The sequence below is a fragment of the Candidatus Limnocylindrales bacterium genome (assembly GCA_035571835.1).
GTDB lineage: Bacteria > Desulfobacterota > Binatia > UBA1149 > CAITLU01 > DATNBU01.
In genome coordinates, this window is record DATNBU010000035.1 from 1 (window position 1) to 19,565 (window position 19,565).

Below are 19,565 nucleotides of genomic sequence, written 5' to 3' on the forward strand. Positions count from 1 at the left end.
CCTCCGCCGTAGGACGTGCTGCCGCGACTCGAAGCGCCGCGCTGGCTGGCTGCGCGATCGAACGACGAGCTGCCGGAACGATTGTATGCACCGCCGCCGGCGCCGCCGCGCGAACCCTGCGACACGCTGCCGCGTCCCGAGGAGCTGCCTCCGCGACTGCCGGCACCCGACGCACGGTTGCTCGCGCCCGCGCCGCCGCGATTGCCGGCACCGCTGCTCATGCGGTCACTCGCACCGCCGCGATTTCCCGCGCCGCCGCTCATCCGATCGCCGGCGACGCCGCCAGCGCCGCGACCGCCCGCACCGCCGCGATTGCCGGACATGCGATCGCTCGCACTGCCGCGGCCCTGCGTCGGAGAAGATCCGAGACGGCCTCCCTTCGAATCGGCAAAGCCGCGCGCCTGATCGCGCGAGACGCGGTTCTGACCGCTCTTCGCTCCGAACTGCTGCGCAGTCTTCGAGTCGCGATAGTTCGCGCCCTTGCGATGCTCGGGATTGTGGTTCCAGCGACCGCCCCCGGTGTTGTTGTTGCCACGGCCGCCGTTGATGTCGGTGCGGTTGTTGAAGTTGTTGAAGTTGTTGTTGTTGATGTTGATGTTGTTGTTGCCGCCGTGCCAGTCGCCGCCGCCGTGCCAGCCGTTGTTCCAGTCGCAGTCGCCCCAGATCGCTGCACCGACAGCCATTCCGGCGCCGAACGCGAGCAACCCGTATCCGGGCGGCGCATACATCGCCGGATAGTACGGCGCCGGATACGCCCACGACGAGCCGTAGACGACCTGCGGTGAGTACTGCGGAACGTAGATCACTTCCGGGCTCGCCGGTTCGACGATGATGACCTGCGTGCCCTGCTCTTCCTTGACGACGACCTGCTGCTGCTCGGTCGTCTTCAGGTTGCCGGCCTCGTACGCCTTCGAACGCATCTTCTGGACCGTGTCGAGTACTTCGCTCTGCTGCGCGAGGAACGCGTCGCCGAGGTCCTGCGTCCAGTCGAGATTGTCGCTCATCCTGTGAACGACGTCGGGAACGGCGCACAGGCCTTTGACGCTCGGATCCCACGCCTGCTCTTTCAGCGCGGCATCGAGCTTGTCGCCTTTGAGTCCTGGATTCTTCTTCAGCCAGCGGCTCGCCTCGACGATCTCGAGCGGATACGTCGACGCCATCAGGATCTGGGCCATCAGCGGATCCGGATACAGCGCGATCGGCGCGACGAGCTGTTCGAGCTGTGCTGCGCTGAACGGTTTTGCCGCCGGCGGATCGGCCGCACCGGCGCGGCCGGCGGCGAGAACGATCGCCGCCGCGACCATCATGGAAGAAACGATTCCCTTGCGCTTCATATGTTCTCCTTGCTCGAACCTTTCTCGATTCGGTCGGGAAGCTCTCACTTCACGTCGTAGCCGCGGCCGATCAGGCACGAGCGGAATGCTGCGTCCGTTGCCTGATTCTGGCTGGCCTGCTGCTGCTGCGCCGCTTGTGCATTCCCGCGACGCTGCTGGCCCGCGCCGACGACGGCACCCACCGCCGCGCCCTTGCGTGCCTGGTCCTGGCGATACTCCTGCTTTACGCCGTCGGGAGCGCGGTCGTAGGCGGACCCGCCGTTGCGATCGGCAGCGATGCCGCCGACGGCCGCGCCGCGCGCCGCTCCCCGCACTGCACCACCGCGCTGCGGAGCCGCTGCGGGCGGCGGCGCAGACGCAGCCGACTGCTGCGAGATCGTCGTGCATTCGGACTTGTCGACGTTCATCTGATCTGCCGACTGTCCTTTCATCGGCGTGACCGTGACCGTCTGGGCGTGCGCGGAATACGCGGACATGACGATGGTCGTGAATATGGTGGAAGCAATTGCGGTGTGGATCGACTTCATGGTCCCTCCTCGTCTCTTCAGGGCAGATCGCCTGCTGCATTCGTCGCACCGGAATCTATTCGTGACAAGCCCCACGGTGCAATTTCCCCGGGGATGCCGTCCGACCTGCGTTGAGTAACGGGATTCACGCGGATACACGTCGGCCGGATGCTGTCGTTCGTCCGCAGAAATCTGGATCCGGCCGCCCGGCTCGGCGAGATTCTCTTTGGCCTCGTGATGGCGCTCGGCTTTACCGGCTCGGTCCGCCTCGGCCTCGAGGAAGCGGACAACCGCGAGCTGTTCGTCGCGATCCTCGGCTGCAACCTCGCCTGGGCGATCGTCGACGGCGTCATGTACGTGCTTGGCGAGCTTTTCGAGCGTGGCCGGCTTTCGAAGCTGGCACGCGAGCTTCACCGGCGCCCCGACGACGAAGCGCTGGCACTCGTCGCCGGCGAGCTCGATGAGCGGCTGCCGATCGTTCAGCACGCGCCCGGCCGCGAGTCGTTCGAACGGTGGCTGCTCGACGTGATCCGCCGCAGCGAACCCGTCCACGGCGGAATCCTGCGCGAGGACCTGGCCGGAGGGGCCGCGGTTTCCATCGTGATCCTGATGGCGACGTTCCCGCTGCTCGTGCCGTTTCTGGTCGTAGCGGATCCGAACCTCGCCGTGCGGGCTTCCAACGCGATCGCACTGACGTTGCTGTTCGTACTCGGCGCACGCTGGGGACAGTTCATCGGCGGGAACCCGATCCGCATCGGATCATCGCTCACGGCCGTCGGCGTCGTGCTCGTACTGATCACGATCGCGCTCGGAGGCTGAGCTCAGACTGCGAATCCCTTTCGAGCGCGATGCTCGCGCACGATGCGCCGGACAGCCGTCGCGCGATGTTTCGCTTTCGTGACCGCGCGCACCAGCGCGACCGCTTCGGCCGGATCGTCCGTGGCCGTGTAGAGCGACAGATCGCTGCGCGAGATTGTCCCGTGCCCGAGCATCGCGTTGTGCATGAACTCGCGAAGATGGCTCCAGAAGTCGATACCCATGACGACCACCGGCAGCAGCCGCGATTTGCTGGTCTGCATGAGCGTCAGCGCTTCGAAGATTTCGTCGAGCGTTCCGAGGCCGCCAGGCAGAAGAATGATCGCGTTCGAAGCCTTGCGGAGCATGTGCTTGCGGACGTGGAAGTATTTGAACTCCATGAACGCATCGACGTAGCGGTTCGGTTTCTGCTCGAACGGCAGCGTGATGTTGCAGCCGATGCTGCGCCCTTTGGCCTGCCTGGCGCCGCGATTGGCCGCTTCCATCAGGCCCGGACCGCCGCCGGTGATCACGCCGTAACCTGCGCGGGCGAATGCGAAGCCGGTGTCGCGTGCGAGGCGATAGTACTTGTGCCGGGGCGGGATGCGCGCCGAGCCGAACATTGTCACGGCCGGCTCGACGCTCTGGAGAAACTCCATCCCGCGAAGCGTCTCCTGGAAAATCTCCACCGCCATCAGCATGTCGTCGGCGGCGAGCGCGTGGGCACGGGGGCTTTCGGTTTTTCTCATGAGCTTCCGGTTCTGGCACGCGAGCAGAGATGGAGCCAGTTCGAATTGCGCGATGAACGGCGCTCGGAAAAAGAAGTCATGCCGGTGCCGGAGATCGCTCTCTGCCGGCACCGGCATTCGAATCAGAACTTGTAGCGAAGACCGAGCGCGACGGTGATCAGATCCATGTTGTTCGCGTCGCCGAACGGCAGCACATAGGCCACCTCCGGTCCCATCGCGATGTGCTCGGTGATGCAGGCATCCATGCCGAGGCCGAAGCGCGTCACGAGATCGTTCCCGGGTCCGCTCCTGTCGACCACGTTGTGGCCGTTGATATCGATGTAACCGACACCAGCGAGAACGTACGGCTGCCAGCGTCCCGTCAGGATGTACCCCTTGACGTTGAGCGTAGCCTGCCAGCCGTCGTAGTGATCAGTCGTGTGCGTGTTGCCGAGACGTCGGGCTTGGCCGTCGTTGTCGAACTCGAGGAAATGGTCGTACAGCGCTTCGATCGCGACGTTCGGATGAACGCGGTAGCCGGCGCGCACATGAAAGCCGCTGCTGTTGCCCACGTTTCCCGGGCCGTGATTGTCGAAGTTCTGGATCGCGTAGTTGCCGCCGACGCCGAGGTACGGACCGACTCGCGCGTAGTCGTTCTCCTCTTCGTAGTGCATGGCGGCTGCCGACGCCGCCCGCGGCGATTCCTCGACCTGTTCGGTTTCGCCGTATGCGCCGGCACGTGCACGGGTTGCGCTTCCGATCAGCGCAACGGCGCCGACGAGCAATACAAGATTACGTCTCATGATGGATCTCTCCTTGCTGTTTGCCGGGATGCGCCGACTGTCGAAGCGCCCCCGGTTCCTGAAGCCTGCAGCTGCGCGCAGGCTGACCGCCCCTCTTCCACTGACCGCAACGATATTCGCCATGATTGCGGGCCGCGTTCAAATTACGCGGCGCAAGAAGTGCATCACATCAGTGATCGAGGCGTGACAGCGGGGCTTATGCTGTGATGATCGTTTTGTGCGATCTGCGATATTGGAATGACCGGCATGACCTTACGGTCACCGGCCCATTTCCGACAACCTGGCGGCTACGGTTCGGCGACGCAGACGTAGTGGCACGTGTCGCAGATCTGTCCGTCTTCGCAGTCGGTGTTCTCGATGCATTCCACACACAGAGAACCCGTGCAGCGGTAACTGTCGGGGAACCCGCTGTCGACGCAGTCCTCGTCGTCGCCGAAGCACTGGTCGACGTAGGTGCAGCCGCACGCAAGCTCGGCGGGCAGGCCCACGGCGAAGCGAAGCAGAAGAAGCGCGTCGGCCGCAGTTTCCTCGTCATCACGGTTGGCGTCGCAGTGCATGTCTTTCCTGCACGTGTCGACCGAGTCCTGAAGCGCGCTTAGCGCATCGACGGTCGTGACCTTGTGATCCCCGCTGCGGTCGCAATCGAAGTTTTCGTCGGCGAGGGCAGTGCCGACGATCAGAAAAAGAACGAGAATCGCCGTGGCGAAGTTCATGACAAGCTCCTTGAACCGGCAGGAATGACATGGCAGCCGAATCCTTGTCGTCGTGGCTCTGCCGCCATTCAACGACCATGGCGATGAGTCGTTGGGCGATGCCGCAGGATCCTACTCTATCGCCGTCCTCGAGGTGAGCCGACTTTATTGTCACTGCGAGGGCGTTCACCCGTAAACCGGTGGTCCTGCGGTCCGGGAAGAGTCGCGGGAAATTCCGGGGGCGAACCGCATCGACATAGGCCTGGATTGCATGGTAGTCGGTCGAAATGCGACCCTTGTCCGCTCTGACCCGGAGTTTCCGTCAATCGACGATGATCGCCGCAGTCTGCGTCTGCGCTCTACCCGTCCCGGCGCACTCCGATCCGACCATCGTGGATGGACCCGAGCGACGGTCCGCAGCGGCGGTCGATCTGTTGCCCCGCCATGAAGTAACCGTCTGCAGCGGGATCACGATCTCGGCCTCGACCGTACGAGACGGACAAGCGGCCGACCTATCGTCATCTGTCTCGGCGGCCGTCCTGCCAAATGCGTCGACCGCCCAGCGGCTGCCGACGATTGCGATGGAGGCACATGAGTCAGGCCTTCCCTCGGAGAACCGGTCGGAGTCGCGGACGACGACGTCGCAGGATGGAGTCACGTCGAGCACGAGCTATGCCGATGCCATAGGCGACGTTCTCGTCTCGATGCGCGATCCATCCGGTGACGCCGTCGGTGTGCCGTTTGTCGCCAACCAGAGCGCGGCCGCGTTCTACTACGGAAATGCCATCTCGGTGACGTGCGCGAGTCACGGCAACTTCGTGGCGACGTGGCTCCAGTCCGAAAGCGGTTGCGCCATGGCCCGCTCCTTCGACCAGTACGGGCGTGCGCTCGGCGAGGAAGCGACACTTCACTGTCCGGAGAGCCTGACCAATACGATCGTCGAGGGCGCCCGTGGCGGCGATCGCGAGACGTGGCTCGTGGTGGCCGAGGGAGACGTCGCCGGCGTTCTACGATTCGACGCGAGCACCAGCAGCGTGGTGGCGAACACGTACCGGAGCATCCCCGGGACGAGCTACGGCTGGCCCGTCATCGGAGCGCACGGAGACACCGCCGTCATCGCATGGGAGAACCGCGGCGTATGGGCCTCGATGGTTTCGCCGGACGGCGTCACCGACCTCACACGGATCGATGTCTATCCGTTCGGACAGAAATGGCGCATCGATGTCCAGCCGCTCTCCGGAAGCTTCCTCGTCAGCTGGCACAGCGATGAACAAGGTGGACGCGTGGGGCGCGAGGTTTCCCGCGTCCCGCTCGACGTGCCGAGCAGCACTCCGACGACGACTCTCCCGATGGACGACGAGATCGAGTTCGGCGAGCCCATCGTCCTCGATCGCCGGGACGACAAGACGTGGATCGAACAAGGCGGGCGGCACGATCTCGCCACCGATCACAGATCCGTCTGGCTGACGACATGGCGACGCAGCGACATCATTGCGGGACACGGCAATTTTCCTCTGGACGGAGTTGCCCACTCCTCGAACAACGGCCGTTCCTGGAGCGAGGAGCCCGTTCGCGACTCCGAAGATTTGTGGGGTTGGTGGGATACGCTTGCTGCCGCCGACGGAGCCGGGTCTTGGCTGCAGGTCTGGAATGGCTGGGCGTCATCTCCTACCGGGGACGATGCGCTGTGGATGTCGCGCTCGACCAACGATGCACGCAGCTGGGAAGCACCGCGCATCCTCGACGCGCCGCCCGCGACCGACAGTGACTATCACGGGCATGTCATCTTCTCGGTCGTGAGTCCGAGCCCAAAGACATGGATCGTTCCGCTCCTTCGAACGACGAACTCCAATGGCGGTGACACGACCGACAGCGCTTTTGTGGTGTATCGATCGCAGGACGATGCGGCGAGCTGGCAGAAAATCGCTTCCATCGAGGCCGGACCCGCGGGCTACGCCGTGAGCGGCAGCGCAGCGGCCGCAGCCGACGGCAAAAGTTTCGTCGTATGGACGCAGGGCGGCGATCTTCGACTTGCAACCTCGCCGGACGGCGGTCGCACATGGGCAACGCCCCATCGTCTTCATTCCGACCGCGGGGTGAGTTATGGCGCCGTCAAAGACGTGCACGCGGCAATGACTCCCGACGGAGTCGCGGTCGTCGTATGGCAGGCGACCGGTCTTTTCGGCGCCGATGCCGACATCGCCTTTTGCCGCAGCAAGGATGGCGGCCAGACGTGGAGCCGGCCGGCGCCGCTCGCGGACTACGCCGGATACGACGAAGACGCGGACGGCGAACCGAGCATTGCCGTCGATGCCAACGGGTATTGGGCCGCCGCGTGGGTCACGCATTTCGATCGCGGCGGAGCGTGGGGGCTGGATGCCGACGTCGTCGTTTCCGAATCATCCGACGGCTCGCACTGGTCGCCAGCACGCCGCATGCGCCCGGATTCGGCCGGTGAGAACATCCTGGACATTCGTCCGCGAATTGCGGTCGCGGCGCCTGGTGTCTGGGGCGTGCTGTGGGTGCGAAAAACCCATCCGGAAACCGGCAGCTATGACAGCACCGGATGGGGCGACTACGACGAGTTGCTGTTCACGCGCTGGAACGAGAATTGTGGCAACGGTCGTATCGACGACGGCGAAGACTGCGACGATGGCAACACGATCGACGGCGATGCGTGCGACAGCGATTGCCGGCCGCCTTCGTGCGGCAACGGCATCGTCGACAGCGACGAAGAGTGCGACGACGCGAACGACATCGACGCCGATGCCTGTCTCGGCACATGCCGCCGCGCGCGATGCGGAGACGGCGTTCTGTGGAAGGCCAACGAGGGGTGCGACGACGGCAATCGCAATACACACGATGCGTGCACCAATAAGTGCAATCTCGCGCGCTGTGGCGACGGCATCGTTGAGACCGGAGCCGAAGAGTGCGACGACGACAACGCACGCTGGACGGACGGCTGCCTGCCCGTGTGCCTCAAGGCACGCTGCGGCGACGGGATTCTCGAGACGGGCGTCGAGGATTGCGACGACGGAAACGACGATGACACCGATTCGTGCACGAGCGACTGTACGTTCGGCCACGGATGCGTGAACCCGCTGCAGCGAACCGTAACGCAGGCACTCGGCGTTCTGGATTTCGCGATGGAGAAGTTGCCGATCTGCCCGATCGACGATTGCGATGCCAACTCCGATGGCAACGTCACCAGCACGGATGCGCTGGACGTCTTGCGTAACGCCGTCGGCCTCGCCGAGTCGGCGTGTGTTCCTTCGTACAGCTGGTTCGCGATACGGCTGCAGTCACCTGTCTCGCTGGGCGCGCTGCAGGTTCGCGTCGACTACGACGGAGCGTTCGATCGAGTGGCGCGCAACGTCTTCGGCGCGCCCGACTGTTCCACGCCGCTCGAGAACGGCCTGCTGGCGGCGAACGACCTGGCGGGAGTGAGCGTCGATATCGGCCTGATCGCGACGACACCGTTTGCGGGACCTCGCGATCTCGTGTTGTGCCGAATCGAGAGCGATTTCGGAATCCACGGCGATCTCGGCGTGACGATCGAGGATGCCTCGACAAGCGACGGCGACGCGATCGATCCTCCGCCGGTTGTGATCGCGGTTCCACGCTGAGCATGCGCTTGTCGGCACGACGGTCCTAATCGACAGGGCGCTGGACGAGTTCCGGGCCGGGGTCTGCTCGCTAATTTTTGCACACGAGTGCGCGAGAATGAGATACGCTTGGCGCGCCTCACGACACGCTGGGGAACAGCCCGCTCGCTCAAAACCCGAGTAATGCCAGCAAGATAGGGGCCGCAGACCGCCAACAACCGACTGAACTCAAAACCGCGTTTCACGCGCCAAAAACGACAAAACTCCTCGGCGGTTCTCCTGTCGCGAAGATGTTTCTCGCTTTGCTGGGTGCCTGCGACGCGCGGGGAACGTGACGATTTCCGCTAGCGTCACAGCCGGTCGAGCAACATGATGCGGCATCGTCTTTCTGCAAGGGGATCCGTCACTTGAAAAAACCTCTCATCGTCCTGGCTTCGGGACTAGTCGTGCTCGTCGCTACGGCCGGCTCTGCTCAAATGGAGCCGGAAGCAAAGTCGTGCCGCCACAGCGTCATCAAGGCCGCAGAGCGATATGCGGATTCGCTGGTCGATACGGTCGCCGATTGTCTCGAGCAGCGTGTGAAGGGGAACCTCGCCTCGGGGACGGACTGTAGCGATCCAGCCCAAGCCGCGGCAGCGACCGGCACGGACTTGTCGCTCACAAACGCATTCGCAGATAGCCGGTTGTCGGGTGCGTGCGAATCGGTCGCTCCGTTCGACGCATATTACACCTCGTGCCCCGCGCCTTGCGACGGTATCGCGGTATCCGACTGGACGTCAGTGGGCGAATGCATGTCATGCATCGTTGCGTCGCACGTCGGATCGTTTGCCGATGCTGCGCTTGGCAGCGCGAGCGTTCCGCTCAACGAGCAGGAGGCGAACTGCGCGCTTTCGATGTATGCGACGGCCAGGGAAATGGTTTCGGCCGTTCTCCAAGCTCATCGCCGCTGCCAACAGCGGGCTGCGACCCCGAACGCCTGCCTCGAGCTTCCCAAATCCACCCGCGCAAAGCTGATGAAGGCTAGGCGCAAGATCTGGGACAACGTCAGCCCGGCATGCGATACCGCAAACTTCGCGGCTCTCGGGACGTGCGCCACCGGCCTTTCAGACTCGGGCTGCGTGTCGGCGTCCGCTGAGCGCTACGGTGCCCTGCTTGCCTACGACGGTGCCCGCATGCTCGGCGCGGTGCCGAATGATTCTCCGCTGACGACCTTGACCGACATCGGCACGACTGACGACAACACATGCGGCATCCGAAGCGACGGTACAGTCGCATGCTGGGGCGCCAACATGTTCGCAGAATCTACGCCACCTCCCGGCACTTTCTCGAAGCTCTCAGTTGGTGGCGCAAACGTTTGTGGCCTCCGGCCTGACGGCTCGCTCGATTGCTGGGGTGCCAGAAATCTCAGCTCCGCACCGTCCGGCACGTTCGTACAGGTCTCGGTGGGGTACTTGAATAGCTGCGGTGTCCGTACGGATGGAAGCATCCAGTGCTGGGGTAACAACGAATACGGTCAAGGGAACGCTGCGTTGGGAACGTTCACACAAGTCGGCGCCAGCCAGTCTTTCAGCTGCGGTCTTCGTTCCGACCAGACGATTGCGTGCTGGGGTGGACGAAACGGCCCGGTGACGCCGCCCACTGGAACTTTCGTCGAACTCGCAGTCGGCGGCTATGCGTGTGCGCGGCGCGCCGATGGAACCGCCATTTGTTGGAGTGATGGCGCTGACCCGATTGGACCCGAGCCCGACGAAACGTTCGTCGCAATTCGATCTCACGGGGCCCGGGCGTGTGGGCTGACTCCGGCAATGGACATCGAATGCTGGGGTCCCGACATTTATCCTGCGCCCGGCGGGCCCTTCCAGGATTTCTCGGTCGGCTACTATGGAGGATGCGGGCTTCGTCCCGACGGCGGCGTCGAGTGCTGGGGACCTCGCGGCGAGACCGGGCTCGCGATCCCAAGACACGACTTCGTTCAGGTCGGCACTTCCCAACAGCAATTCTCCTGCGCGCTTGGCACCGACGGCGAGGTCGAGTGTTGGAGCGGAGTGGCTCCGATGTCTCTGCCGCCATCGGGCCCTTTTACGCAGCTTTCGACGGGAGACTGGCATTCGTGCGCGCTGCGAGCGGACCAGACGATCGTCTGCTGGCAGGCATACTCTTACTCGACACCAATGGACGAGCCTTCCGGCGATCTGTTCTCGATGGTGTCGGCAGGAAATGAGTCCAACTGCGGCCTACGCACGGACGGCACGGTGGAATGCTGGGAGAACGACACGTGGGATCCGCTGCCGGTGCCCGCAGGAACTTTCACGTCAGTGGCCGCAATGTCGGCGCATTCGTGCGGCATTCGGCCGGATGGTTCCGTCGAGTGCTGGGGAGCCAACAGCTTCGGGCAGGCATCGCCGCCGGCGGGGACGTTCACGCAAGTCACCGGTTCGTCGGCCTACTCGTGCGGAATCCGAAGCGACGGAACCGTCGCGTGCTGGGGACGATCGGACTACGGATCGACTCGGGCCCCTTCCGGCAAGTTCACGCAGCTCGCAGCTCGCTACTCTGCCGCTTGCGGTCTGCGACAGGACGGTTCGGTGGATTGCTGGGGCGATGACTTTGCGGGAGCGGTGTACGCACCTCCGGGCACGTTCGTAAACGTGGCGACGAGCGCCGACTACAGTTGCGGCGTGCGCACGGACGGAGCCGTCGTCTGCTGGGGACGTCAGGCGCGCAATCTCTAGCACTGACCTCCGCTGCGGATTGTCGTTCAGCGCCGCCGCACGCCGGTTTCCATCAGTGATCTGCGCGCTGGTCGATTACGTCAACTACCGGCGACGAAGCCGACGGTTCGCTCCGGGCACCGGACACGACCCAATGGCCGCCGGATGGACCGTGCGCGTGAAGTTGCCCGTCAGTTCCTGCGCCAAAACGACGCTTCCGAGAACGTGATGTAACTACGCGACAAGTAAGTGCGCCCGGCAAGAGTCGAACTTGCAACCCCCAGATCCGTAGTCTGGTGCTCTATCCATTGAGCTACGGGCGCGCAGGGCCTCAGGACGAGGCAGCGGCCTTATAACGACGCTTATATTTCAGCGCAACTTTGCGGGATTCCGGTGACTTCGTGCGCAGCGCACGAACGCGACGTTTTCTCGACGAATACCGGCGCAAAAACCCGCAATCAGAAGGAAGGATGCGCCTCGGTCGGCCCGGTGCTCTGCGGCGCGGGCATCACGGTCGGCGGCCTTTCGTTTCCGAGATGTGCGCCGCCGCCTTCGGGCGTGGTCCACGTCTCGCCGCTTCGCATCTGCTTGAAGCACTGCGGATAGAAGTGAAGCGAGCGCACCGCATACACGAGCTCCGGGCTGTCGACGTCGGGAGCGTCGAGCTTCGCGGTTGCCCAGTCGAAGCTGATTACCCACGGATCGAGCCACAGGCTCGCGAGCAGATGCCGCTGATCGGCAGGCTGCGGTTTGCCGACGCCTGCGCGGCGGCCGACGCGGCCTTCCCATCGCCACAGCGCCCACAGTCCGGTTTCGTTGGTGCGCATGCTCGGAGCAGGCGACGTGTGCTTCTCGAACTTCGGCTTGATGAAATCGAGCTCGTACCCGATGAACGCGCGCAGCGCGTCTTCCGACGACATGCCGGCAACAGCGAACGCGATCGCGCGGTTGTCGGTCAGATAAACCTTCAGGGCGTAGTCGCCCTTGTGCCAGAGAACGTAGTCGGCGGTTGCGGACTGGAGAACCCAGTCCGGTCCGGGAAGATCGAGCGTGAAGCACGGACGGTCGACCCAGTTGTGCGCGTAGCGATAGCCGCCCTCGGTGGCCTCGGTGAAGTAGCCGGGCGCAAGGTCCGTTCCGTGTCCGCGGGCGCCGGACGGCACCGGCTGCGAGCCCGAGCAGCCCGCCACGAGGATCAGTCCGGCGAGGGTGCAGAAAGCCAGGGTTCGCTGTTTCAAGCCGTGATCCTCTTGCTGGGCATTGGTCGGGGGGCCGAAGGCCGTTCGTGAATCTTAATGGCGGAGAGGGAGGGATTCGAACCCTCGGTGGAATTTTTGGTCCCACACTCGATTAGCAATCGAGCACCTTCGGCCTCTCGGTCACCTCTCCGTCGGAAGAGCGCCCATACATACCTGACCGGCCCCTGATCTCAACCAGGGTTACGCCTGCTGGTCGGGCACTGTCCGCGACGGTTGGCGCGTCAGTGGACGTCGGCCCCGACGATTCGATTCACGATGGTGATCGAGAACGGAAGCAGCGTCAGAAGGTCGCTGCCCTCGTTGGACAGCCAGTGGGCCAGGATGGGATGCGGGATTGCAAGAATGTTGGTGGCCAGCAGATCGGCCGGGATGCCGCGCTTGAAGACGCCTTCGTCCATTCCCTGCTGGCAGATGTCGGTCAGGCGCTTGTGGAACTCTCCCTGGCGCTGGAGCGCTTCGTCGGCGAGCTTGTTGCGCAGCTCCCACTGAAAGCCGTTGGTAGCCGAGACGTACAGACGGAACTGGCGCGAGTAACGGTGAAAGTGCTCAAAATAGTAGCCAACGACTGTATGGACTTTCTCGAGCGGGCCGCGCGCTTCGTTGACGCGCTCCTCGATGATGTCGAAGAAGTTATTCTGCGCGCGCGAAACCAGCGCGCGGTAGACGTCTTCCTTCGACCGAAACAGGTTGTAGAGGGTACCGACGGAGATCTCGGCCCGCTGGGCGATCGCCTCCACCGAGGCTCCAGCAAAGGAGGTCTCGGCGAAGACCTCTTCGGCGGCATCCAGAATCAGGTTCAGGCGGAACTGCTGCTCGCGTTCCTTCCGGCTGAGTTTCCGTACGTCTTCTGGAGTTTGCCCCGACACCGATCCCCCGTCTCTCAGAAAAATGAACTTGCGTTCCAAGCTCTATAGGCCAGGCGCAACAACCGAGTCAACTTGGCCTCCTGCCGTTCTAAACGCGCTGAACTTAAGGGCACCCGCGACTCCTGCGTGCAGAGGTGCCACCAGGAATCTGGCAAAAATGCGAGGCCTGAGATCGCTCAAGCGTTCTTGCACGAATCGCCAATGTCTGACCCATGCGGGATGGAACGACCTGACGCAAGGCATCAGCGAACAATCCAATCGCCAACCCCCCTTTTGCCGGAGCGCCCATTGTTATGCAATTTCAGTCATTTACCGGTGCAAATCGGCCGTGGCCTCGATGCGCGGTGGCCTCGTAACCATGTGAGGTGACTCAACTTCTGCACTACTTACACCCTGAAGAGAACCGGCACGGATCTTGTTAACCATGGTCCCAACCGAAAAAGGGGGATTGTGACCCATGAACCAAGGAACGACCGCCATGAACATGAAAACCTCAACGCCGACGGCCCAGCGCCGCGAGCCAAACCCGTACGGCGGCAACTTCATGCTGACCCCGTCGTTGATGGAATACCTGACGCCGGACCTTACGCTTCCGGAACAGTACTACATGCGTCACCAGGGCGACGACGGCATGGGCCCCGAACGGGCTCTGATGTACGCCGTCCTCAAGGACGCGATCCGTTCCTTCTATAAGAACGTCGGCGCCACCCGCCGGAAATACAAGAAGGTCCTGCTCGAAGCCGAAACCTGGCTGAGCGAAGACAGCTGGGACTACCCGTTCTCCTTCCTCGTCATCTGCGACACCCTGAACATCGACGCCCTCTGCCTCCGCTCGCGGCTTTTCGCGTGGCGTGATGCCGAGATGCGCCGCCGCGCGATGACCGGCGAAGCCATCAGCCGCACCACCGGCCGCAGCCCGTTCCCGAGCCCGATTGCCGAAGGCGATCTCGACCGTCTGTCGATCGACACCGATATCGACCTCGATCAGGACGCGGACCTCGGCTTTGGCGACGAGCGTGCGGACGAGTTCGACAGTGTATCGATGATCAGCCTCGACGACCTCGCATACGAAGAGTCGTCCGGAGTTGCCGCCTAGGCAGCCGAGGCAGTTCCCCGCGGGGCGGGTCTCTTCCCCCAGAGACAAAGCCCGTCCCGCATGCTTGCGTCTACGACGCGAGCCCTCGCGGCGACCCGCTCTCCCCGGCGGGTCGCCGCTTTCTTTTGAAGACGCCGCTTCGCGAACCTTCACTCCGTCGCACACGTGATGCGTCGGACGCCGGCGGCTGCGTGGTCACGTCAGCAACAGCTGCGCGTCAAAGCCCGAACGGATACGTCTCCGGCAGCTGGCCGTGCGCATCGCGAGCCGGCGCGGGCAACGGCGAAACGGCGGTCGTGCGGTCGAACCAGATGTATTCGTCGAACTGCTGCGGAAGGCTCGCGTAGAAGTAATGGCTGCCGCGCTCGGTTTCGGGTCGATAGATCACTCCGATCGCGCGTTCGAGTCGCGACGGCATCAGCTCGTCACGGAGGTCCGCGCGCCGCGGCTCGCGCAGATGCGTGAGGAAGGCCGGCACGTCCGAATCATGGAACAGCCGTTCATAGCTTTCCTCGTGTGACGGCCGCACGGTCATGCGCTCGACCGGTTCGTCCCAGTTCGAAGCGGCCGCCACCGTGCCGTGGTCGGTTCCAAAACCGACGATATAGACCTTGTCGCCGAACTTCTCGCGGCAGAGCTGGCCGACGTTGAGCTCGCCGCGCTCGCTCATTTCCGTCGCGCGCGCATCACCCAAGTGCGAGTTGTGCTCCCAGACGATTCCTCGCGATTGCGGGCCATAGAAGGCGAGAAGCGATTGCAGCGTGTCGAACATGTGCGAGTCGCGCAGGTTCCACGACGTCGCCGATCCGTAATACATGGCCCGGTAATAGCGCTCGGCGTCGGCCACGACGCGCGCGTTCTGCACCGCGTCGAAGAATCGCTCGCCGTCCTTGAGCGCGTAATCCATGCGCCGCTGCAGCAGATCACGCAGGATCCGCACGACCGCTTCTTCCGAGCTCGCGTAGCGACCGACCAGCACGGCCTTTCCGTATGCGGCAGGATCCTTCTGCCACGGAGTCAGCGTGCCGTATCTGGCGCGAGCCGCATTCGCCGCCGCAGGGTCCACGCCGCCGAGATATTCGAGAACGGCAGCCATCGACGTGAACATGCTGTAGAGGTCGAGGCCGTGGAATCCGACTCGCTCGGCGCGATCCGTGCGGGAAAGATTGTACGCGCGGAGCCGTCCGACAAACTCGTCGACCTCTTCGTTGCGCCACATCCAGGCAGGGAACCTGCTGAACGGAGTGAACTTGAGACCGGAGCGCGGCGGCTCGCCGAGCACGTAAGTATCGATGCGTGCGGCATCGGGCCAGTCGGCCTCGACCGCCACGAAATCGAACCCGCGCTTTTCGATCAGCTCCATCGTGATGCGGGCGCGCATCCGGTAGAACTCGCTGGTTCCGTGTGTCGCCTCACCGAGCAGAACGAGGCGCGCATCGCCGATCCGCTCGACAAGCGCTTCGACGCACGATGAATTCAGATCGGTGATCGGCTCGGCCGTCTCGGTGACGAGTCGTACGAGCGATGCGTCACCAGTACTCGAACGAACGCGGGCGATTTCGATGTCGCCTCGTTTGTCGTCGGCCCATCCCTGCTCTCCGATAAGAGGAACGAATCGCACCTCGGCAAGCCGCTCTTCCGTCAACTCGCCGGAAGCGTGTTTCGTGATTGTGAGCAGGACCTGCGATTCGGTCTCTCCGACCGGAATCACCAGCCGGCCGCCGCTTTTCAGTTGAGACAAAAGCGCTTCCGGAGGACGAGGCCCGCCGGCAGCGACAGCGATCGCATCGTACGGCGCGTGCTCTGGCCAGCCGAGCGTGCCGTCGCCGTGGAGCACTTCCACATTGTCGTAGCCGAGCCGTGCGAGCCGTTCGCGTGCGTCGTTCGCGAGCGATTCGTAGCGCTCGACCGTGAAGACTTTGCTGGCAACCTGACTGAGAATCGCTGCCGCGTATCCGGACCCCGTCCCGATTTCGAGAACGCGTTCTCCGCCCTTGAGATCGAGCGCATCGACGGTCATGGCGACGACATACGGCTGCGAGATCGTCTGCCCCTCTGCGATCGGCAGGGGCGCGTCGCGATATGCGAACTCCGCAAGCTCCGGCGGCAGGAATTGCTCACGCGGAACCCGCCGGAACGCTTCGAGAATCCGCGGGTTGCCGATACCGCGACGGGCGAGGTGATTTTCGACCATGCGAGCGCGTTCGTCGGTGCTCATGGCGAACCTCCGCGTGGGTGAACCCCAACCGATCCGATCAGCCGAGAGCCAGAATCGCCCGAAAGCGAGCAAGAGTCACGCACTACCGGTCTTCAAGCCGCTTGTCCTCATGCACGCGAATCCACGCGGCGGGTTTGCGCATTTTTGCAGGCTTGCGGCGTCACTCCCGTCTTGTAGAAACCTCTGCATGCCAGTAGCAACAATCGTAGAAACTTCATGAGCCAATCGTTACCTGACGACGTCCGAAGCTATTCGATGGACGCGCTGCTGCGCGATGGTGGTTCCATCCACGTACGGTCGATCCGCCCCGACGACAAGGAACTGCTGCGCGCGCATTTCCACACGCTTTCGCCGCGGTCGGTGTACACGCGTTTCTTCGGAGCCAAGCGCGATCTCACGCCGGAGGAGCTGGCCTATTTCACGGAGATGGACGGCGTCGACAGAGTCGGGCTCGTCGCCACGCTCCGCACGAGCGACGGCGAGAAGATCATCGGCGTCGGCCGCTACTTTCGTCAGGGCAAGGCACGCGACTGCGCCGAGGTCGCGTTCGCAGTCTCCGACGGCCAGCAGCGGCGCGGAATCGCATCGATGCTGCTCGAGCACCTCGCCGGCATCGCCCGCACCCATGGAATCACCGAGTTCGCCGCCGACGTGCTCGGCGAGAACAATCACATGCTCCACGTATTCGAGCACAGCGGCTTCAAGGTTCATCGATCGATCGCCAGTGGAGTATTCCATGTGACGTTTCCGACCGAGGAGACGCCGGCCCACATCGAAGTAAGCCACGAGCGCGAGAGACGTGCCGCCGCCGAGAGCGTACGTCCGATCCTTGCGCCGAAGTCCGTCGCCGTCATCGGAGCATCGCGCAACCCGGAGAGCATCGGCGGGATGCTCGTACGGAACCTGATCCAGGGCGGGTTTCGCGGTCCGATCTATCCGGTCAATCCGCACGCCGACCAGATCGAAGGGCTCAAGGCATACCGGAGCGTGGCAGACATCGGGGCACCGATCGAGATGGCTGTGATTGCGACTCCCGCAGCTGCCGTTGCCGAAGTGGTCGCCGATTGCGCGAGAGCCGGAGTGCGCGGCGTCGTCGTGATCTCCTCCGGCTTCGGCGAGACCGGCGGCGGCATGGAACGCGACCGCGAACGCGAGCTTCTCGCGCTGGTGCGCGGCTCGGGAATGCGCATGGTCGGCCCCAACTGCATGGGCGTGCTCAACACGGAGCCGGCCGTCTCGATGAATGCGACGTTTGCGCCGAAGATGCCGCCGGGCGGCGGCGTCGCGATGCTCTCGCAGAGCGGTGCGCTCGGGCTTGTCATTCTCGATCTGGCCGAGCAGCTCGGCATCGGGCTGTCCACGTTCATCTCCGCGGGGAACAAGGCCGACATCTCGAGCAACGACATGCTCGCGTACTGGGTCGATGATCCGAACACGCGCGTCATACTTCTTTACCTGGAAAGCTTCGGGAACCCGCGCAAGTTCGCCCGGGTTGCGCCGGACGTCGCCCGCATCAAACCGATCGTCGCCATGAAGTCGGGCCGGTCGGCGGCCGGACGTCGCGCGGCGTCGAGCCATACGGCAGCGCTGGCAAGCCTCGACATCGCGGTCGAGACGCTTTTCGAACAGTGCGGCGTCATTCGCACCGATACGATGGCGCAGCTGTTCGACGTGACGGCGCTGCTTGCCACGCAGCCGGTGCCGCAAGGCGCGCGCGTCGGCGTCGTCACCAATGCCGGTGGGCCTGGCATCCTGCTGGCCGATGCATGCGACGCGCGAGGGCTCACGCTCCCGGAGCTTTCGCCGGAAACCAGACTGAAGCTGAGCGAGTTCCTTCCCGCCCAGGCCGGGCTTTCCAATCCCGTGGACCTTCTGGCCGCCGCGACGCCCGAGCAGTACATGCGCGCCATCGAAGTGGTGGGAAACGATTCCTCGGTCGATGCTGTCGTCGTGATCTGCATTCCTGTCGTTGCGTCACAAACCGATGACATCGCACACGCGATCGCGCGCGGAGCCGAACGCATTCCAGCCGACAAACCGATCCTCACCAACTTCCTGTCTTCCCGCGGCGCGCCGCGGGTGTTGTCGCAGGGAGCGCGCGGAGCCATCCCGTCGTTCGCGTTTCCGGAGGACGCAGCAATCGCGCTGTCGGCTGCGGCGCGCTACGGGGCGTGGCGCCGGAAACCCCGCGGAAAATTCGAAACGCTGACGGCGTTCGAGCGCGACGCCGTCCGGGCGGTCATCGACCGTGTCGTCGAAGGCGCCGACGGGCCGCGATGGCTCGGCAACGAAGATCTGTCCACCGTGCTGCGGGCAGCACGCATTCCGTTTGCCGAATCGGTCGACGTCCGCACGGCCGACGCGGTGGCTGCGGCTGGCCGGCTCGGTTATCCGCTCGTCGTCAAGGTCAGCAGCCCGGCCGTTCTTCACAAGAGCGATGTGGGCGGCGTGATCCTTGGCGTGGAGAGCGACGAATCGCTCGCCGAAGCCATCGCGACGTTGTCGCGTCGCATGGAAGCTGCGGGCCATCGGCTCGAGCGCGTGCTGCTTCAGCGGCAGGTCATCGGCGGCGTCGAGAGCCTGGTCGGAGTGACGGTCGATGCCGTGTTCGGGCCGCTGCTCGTGGTCGGTATGGGCGGCGTGCTGGTCGAGCTGCTCGGGGACGCGTCGTTTCACCTGACGCCGGTCAGCGACCTCGATGCACGCGAGATGATCGACCGCCTGAGGTCGCGTGCACTGTTCGACGGATTCCGCGGAGCCGAGCCGGCCGATCGCGATGCGCTCGTTCATCTGGTGCTGCGGGTCTCTGCGCTGGTCGAAGCCGTTCCGGAGCTCGTCGAGCTTGATCTGAATCCCGTAAAGGTGCTCGCACGCGGAGCGGGCGCCGTCGCGGTGGATGGTCGAATGCGCGTAAAGCCGTACGCAACCAAGGGGTGATCGTGATGACGCGAG

14 protein-coding genes and 2 tRNA genes are annotated in these 19,565 nt (G+C 64.0%); 6 read left to right on the forward strand and 10 right to left on the reverse strand.

Going from position 1 to position 19,565, the window contains the following annotated elements; translation table 11 throughout:
- Together VN634_15680 and VN634_15685 are read right to left on the reverse strand one after the other, a co-directional pair.
- Positions 1–1,334: DUF3300 domain-containing protein (locus VN634_15680; GenBank protein ID HXC52324.1), on the reverse strand; the 1,334-nt coding region annotated here is incomplete at its 3' end.
- Positions 1,335–1,378: 44 nt separating this feature from the next.
- Positions 1,379–1,861 (reverse strand): hypothetical protein, encoded by a 483-nt coding sequence (locus tag VN634_15685; GenBank protein ID HXC52325.1) that lies wholly within the window; start codon positions 1,859–1,861, stop codon positions 1,379–1,381.
- Positions 1,862–2,008: 147 nt separating this feature from the next.
- On the opposite strand from VN634_15685, the gene VN634_15690 reads away from it, so the two are divergent.
- Complete coding sequence (locus tag VN634_15690) at positions 2,009–2,659, forward strand: hypothetical protein (GenBank protein ID HXC52326.1); 651 nt, start codon at positions 2,009–2,011, stop codon at positions 2,657–2,659.
- A 2-nt stretch (positions 2,660–2,661) separates the two neighbouring features.
- On the opposite strand, the gene VN634_15695 is transcribed toward VN634_15690, so the two are convergent.
- The gene (locus VN634_15695) at positions 2,662–3,384 is read right to left on the reverse strand and encodes a TIGR00730 family Rossman fold protein (protein ID HXC52327.1); all 723 of its coding nucleotides are present in this window, start codon (positions 3,382–3,384) and stop codon (positions 2,662–2,664) included.
- Positions 3,385–3,506: 122 nt separating this feature from the next.
- Positions 3,507–4,166: a porin family protein gene (locus VN634_15700; GenBank protein HXC52328.1), complete on the reverse strand. Its 660-nt coding sequence runs from the start codon at positions 4,164–4,166 to the stop codon at positions 3,507–3,509.
- Between VN634_15700 and VN634_15705 the strand changes: the two genes are divergently transcribed.
- The gene (locus tag VN634_15705; protein ID HXC52329.1) at positions 4,165–4,353 is read left to right on the forward strand and encodes a hypothetical protein; all 189 of its coding nucleotides are present in this window, start codon (positions 4,165–4,167) and stop codon (positions 4,351–4,353) included. The genes VN634_15700 and VN634_15705 overlap by 2 nt on opposite strands.
- Positions 4,354–4,453: 100 nt before the next feature.
- Here the strand turns inward: VN634_15705 and VN634_15710 are convergent, their stop codons facing one another.
- The gene (locus tag VN634_15710; protein ID HXC52330.1) at positions 4,454–4,879 is read right to left on the reverse strand and encodes a hypothetical protein; all 426 of its coding nucleotides are present in this window, start codon (positions 4,877–4,879) and stop codon (positions 4,454–4,456) included.
- Between the two features lie 560 nt (positions 4,880–5,439).
- On the opposite strand from VN634_15710, the gene VN634_15715 reads away from it, so the two are divergent.
- Together VN634_15715 and VN634_15720 are read left to right on the forward strand one after the other, a co-directional pair.
- Positions 5,440–8,484, forward strand: coding sequence for a hypothetical protein (locus VN634_15715; protein ID HXC52331.1), 3,045 nt, complete (start codon positions 5,440–5,442; stop codon positions 8,482–8,484).
- Between the two features lie 1,784 nt (positions 8,485–10,268).
- Positions 10,269–11,195, forward strand: coding sequence for a hypothetical protein (locus VN634_15720; protein HXC52332.1), 927 nt, complete (start codon positions 10,269–10,271; stop codon positions 11,193–11,195).
- A 229-nt stretch (positions 11,196–11,424) separates the two neighbouring features.
- On the opposite strand, the gene VN634_15725 is transcribed toward VN634_15720, so the two are convergent.
- The 4 genes from VN634_15725 to VN634_15740 form a co-directional block, all read right to left on the reverse strand.
- Positions 11,425–11,497 (reverse strand) — tRNA-Arg (locus VN634_15725).
- 135 nt (positions 11,498–11,632) lie between these two features.
- Positions 11,633–12,412 (reverse strand): hypothetical protein, encoded by a 780-nt coding sequence (locus VN634_15730; protein HXC52333.1) that lies wholly within the window; start codon positions 12,410–12,412, stop codon positions 11,633–11,635.
- Positions 12,413–12,470: 58 nt separating this feature from the next.
- Positions 12,471–12,563: transfer RNA gene (locus tag VN634_15735), tRNA-Ser, on the reverse strand.
- 91 nt (positions 12,564–12,654) lie between these two features.
- Entirely contained in the window at positions 12,655–13,338 is a 684-nt protein-coding gene (locus VN634_15740; protein ID HXC52334.1) for a TetR/AcrR family transcriptional regulator, read from the reverse strand.
- Between the two features lie 439 nt (positions 13,339–13,777).
- Between VN634_15740 and VN634_15745 the strand changes: the two genes are divergently transcribed.
- Positions 13,778–14,395, forward strand: coding sequence for a hypothetical protein (locus tag VN634_15745; GenBank protein ID HXC52335.1), 618 nt, complete (start codon positions 13,778–13,780; stop codon positions 14,393–14,395).
- A gap of 217 nt (positions 14,396–14,612) precedes the next feature.
- Here the strand turns inward: VN634_15745 and VN634_15750 are convergent, their stop codons facing one another.
- On the reverse strand, positions 14,613–16,613 hold the full coding sequence (locus VN634_15750) for a protein-L-isoaspartate(D-aspartate) O-methyltransferase (GenBank protein HXC52336.1): 2,001 nt from the start codon (positions 16,611–16,613) through the stop codon (positions 14,613–14,615).
- A 216-nt stretch (positions 16,614–16,829) separates the two neighbouring features.
- On the opposite strand from VN634_15750, the gene VN634_15755 reads away from it, so the two are divergent.
- Positions 16,830–19,550 (forward strand): GNAT family N-acetyltransferase, encoded by a 2,721-nt coding sequence (locus VN634_15755; GenBank protein HXC52337.1) that lies wholly within the window; start codon positions 16,830–16,832, stop codon positions 19,548–19,550.
- Positions 19,551–19,565 lie beyond the last annotated feature (15 nt).